The 2,853-nt window shown below is 68.4% G+C and carries 5 protein-coding genes; all 5 read left to right on the top strand.

The window, feature by feature from the left end; genetic code table 11:
• A partial coding sequence (locus WA965_RS13360; protein WP_526447617.1) for a hypothetical protein occupies positions 1 to 98 on the top strand: 98 nt, incomplete at its 5' end.
• Between the two features lie 53 nt (positions 99 to 151).
• Positions 152 to 1,117, top strand: a complete 966-nt coding sequence (locus WA965_RS13355; protein ID WP_526303207.1) for a GlxA family transcriptional regulator — start codon at positions 152 to 154, stop codon at positions 1,115 to 1,117.
• A 19-nt stretch (positions 1,118 to 1,136) separates the two neighbouring features.
• Positions 1,137 to 1,871: a DJ-1/PfpI family protein gene (locus tag WA965_RS13350; RefSeq protein ID WP_526303206.1), complete on the top strand. Its 735-nt coding sequence runs from the start codon at positions 1,137 to 1,139 to the stop codon at positions 1,869 to 1,871.
• An 80-nt stretch (positions 1,872 to 1,951) separates the two neighbouring features.
• On the top strand, positions 1,952 to 2,734 hold the full coding sequence (locus tag WA965_RS13345; protein ID WP_526303205.1) for an alpha/beta fold hydrolase: 783 nt from the start codon (positions 1,952 to 1,954) through the stop codon (positions 2,732 to 2,734).
• Between the two features lie 2 nt (positions 2,735 to 2,736).
• The coding region (locus WA965_RS13340; RefSeq protein WP_526447615.1) for a hypothetical protein at positions 2,737 to 2,853 on the top strand (117 nt) is incomplete at its 3' end.

The following is a 2,853-nucleotide window of genomic DNA, read 5'->3' as shown; positions in this document are numbered from 1 at the left end:
CGCCTGACCCGGCGCGCCTGGCCGCGCTCGCGGCTGCGTCCGATCGCAGGCAGTGGTGGATCGACCGCGTCGCGGCCTGCTTCCCGCTGTTGTCCTGATCTGTGGGATCCATGGCCTAGACGCCATCGGTGCAACGGCGAACACTGGGTCCATGCCCCGCACCGTGTTGATCCTCGGCTTCGAGGGAGTGCAGGCACTCGACATCGTGGGCCCGTTCGAGGTGTTCACCGGCGCGTCGATGTACGTCGCCACCCGCGGCGCGGGCGACGGTTACGCCGTCCGCGTGGTCTCGGTCGACGGCGCTGCGGTCAGCACCGGCACCGGACTCACACTGGTCGCCGATCCACTGCCCGACGCCGGCGAACCCGTCGACACGGTGGTGCTCCCCGGCGGGTTCGGCACGGATATGGCGCGCCGCGACCCGGTGCTGATCGATTGGATTGCCGCGACGGCCGCGCACGCCCGCCGGGTGGTGAGCGTCTGCACCGGAGCGGTGCTGGCCGCCCAGGCCGGCCTGCTCGACGGCTGCGTGGCCACCACGCACTGGGCCTTCGCCCCTCACATGGCCTCCGAATTCCCCTCTGTCACAGTCGATCCCGATCCGATTTTTGTCCGAAGCTCGCAGCAGGTCTGGACCGCTGCGGGGGTGACCGCCGGCATCGACCTTGCCTTGTCACTGGTCGAGGACGACTACGGCACCGAGGCCGCGCAGACCGTCGCCCGCTACCTGGTGATGTATCTACGACGTCCGGGCGGCCAGACGCAGTTCGCCGCACCGGTCTGGATGCCGCGTGCCCGGCGGACTCCGATCCGCGATGTCCAGGAAGCGATCGAGTCCGAACCCGGCGGCGCACACAGCGTCGCCGAACTGGCGAGTCGCGCGTCGATGAGTCCGCGGCACTTCACCCGGGTGTTCACCGACGAGGTCGGCGAGGCCCCCGGTGCCTATGTCGAACGGATCCGCACCGAAGCGGCCCGCCGCCAACTCGAGGAGAGCGACGACACCGTGACGGTGATCGCCGCGCGCTGCGGCTTCGGCTCGGCGGAGACGTTGCGCCGCAACTTCGTTCGACGCCTGGGAATCTCGCCGGACCAGTACCGCAAGACATTCGCCTGACACCAGAAGGAGATCGACCATGCAGGTCGCCATCATGTTGTACCCGGGTTACACCGCGCTGGACTTCATCGGTCCCTACGAGAGCCTACGCTGGCTGCCCGACACCGAGGTCCGCTTCGTCTGGCACGAGACGGGGCCGATCGCCGCGGACTCGGCGGTGCTGCTGATCGGCGCCACCCACTCCTTCGACGAAACGCCCTCTCCCGACATCGTTCTGATCCCCGGCGGGTTCGCCACGATGGAACACGCCCGCGACGAGAAGGTGCTCGACTGGGTGCGGCGCGCTCATCGGACATCGACGTGGACGACGTCGGTGTGCTCGGGATCGGTGATCCTCGCGGCCGCTGGCTTGCTGGACGGCAAGCGGGCGACGTCGCACTGGGCGGCGCTGCCGGTGCTGCGCACGTTCGGGGCGCAACCGGTGGGTGATGAGCGGATCGTGCCCGCCGGCGACAAGATCGTCACTTGCGCCGGCGTGTCGGCCGGCATCGACCTCGGGCTGTGGCTCGCGGGCCGCATCGGCGGCGAGGCCAAGGCCAAGGCCATCCAGCTGTCGATGGAGTACGACCCGCAGCCACCGTTCGACTGCGGGCACATGTCCAAGGCGTCGGCGAGCACCAAAGCGCTGGCCACCGCGATGATGGGCAAGGAGATGGCCAAACCCGCCGCGCTGGCCGCCAGCACCGGCCTGCTGTGGGACGCCGCCCTTCGCGCGGTGCGGTCGCGGCGTGCCAAGCGACCCGCACCCCGTTGAGGCTGCGCTGACGGCGGAGGTTTCCGGCGATTCAGCACCCCTGGTGCAGTCTCAATGGCAATCGAAGTACCGTCGTCGGGGTGAATTTGGCTTACGACGATCGCGGCTCCGGCGACCCGGTGGTGTTCATCGCAGGCCGTGGGGGCGCCGGACGCACCTGGCACCTGCACCAGGTACCGGTGTTCACCCGTTCCGGTTACCGCTGTGTGACCTTCGACAACCGCGGCATCGGCGCCACCGAGAACGCCGAGGGCTTCACCACCGAAACCATGGTCGGTGACGTCGCCGACCTCATCGAGGAACTCGGGCTGGCCCCCGCCCGCCTGGTCGGACTCTCCATGGGCTCCTACATCGCCCAGGAACTGATGGTGGCCCGGCCCGAGCTGGTCCGCTCGGCAGTGTTGATGGCCACCCGCGGCCGCCATGACCGCACCCGCGACTTCTTCTTCACCGGTGAACTCGCGCTGGCCGAGTCCGGCCTGCAGTTGCCCGTCGAGTTCGAGGCGAAAGTGCGCCTGCTGGAGAGCTTTTCGCCGAAGACCTTGAACGACGACAACGTGGTGCGGGACTGGATCGAGATGTTCACGATGTGGCCGCAGAAGCCGACACCGGGCATGAAGACACAGCTGTCGATCGGCCCGAACGGCAGCAGGCTGAGCGCCTACCAGAACGTGACCACGCCGACGTTGGTCATCGGTTTCGCCGACGACGTCGTGCTGCCGTCCTACCTCGGCCGCGAGGTCGCCAACGCGATGCCCAACGGGCAGTTCCTGGAGATCCCCGGCACCGGTCACCTCGGCTTCATCGAGAAGCCCGAGGTCGTCAACACCGCGATCCTGAATTTCTTCGCCGATAGTCTGTAGTGATGAACCCTTCGACGGCGCAGGCCCGCGTGGTCGTCGACGAACTGATCCGCGGCGGGGTTCGCGACGTGGTGCTGTGCCCGGGCTCGCGCAACGCTCCGCTGGCGTTTGCGTTGCAC

The sequence above is a fragment of the Mycobacterium sp. genome (genome assembly GCF_049683935.1).
Lineage (GTDB): Bacteria > Actinomycetota > Actinomycetes > Mycobacteriales > Mycobacteriaceae > Mycobacterium.
Note: the sequence above shows the minus strand (reverse complement) of the source record. Positions and strands in the feature narration are given on the sequence as shown.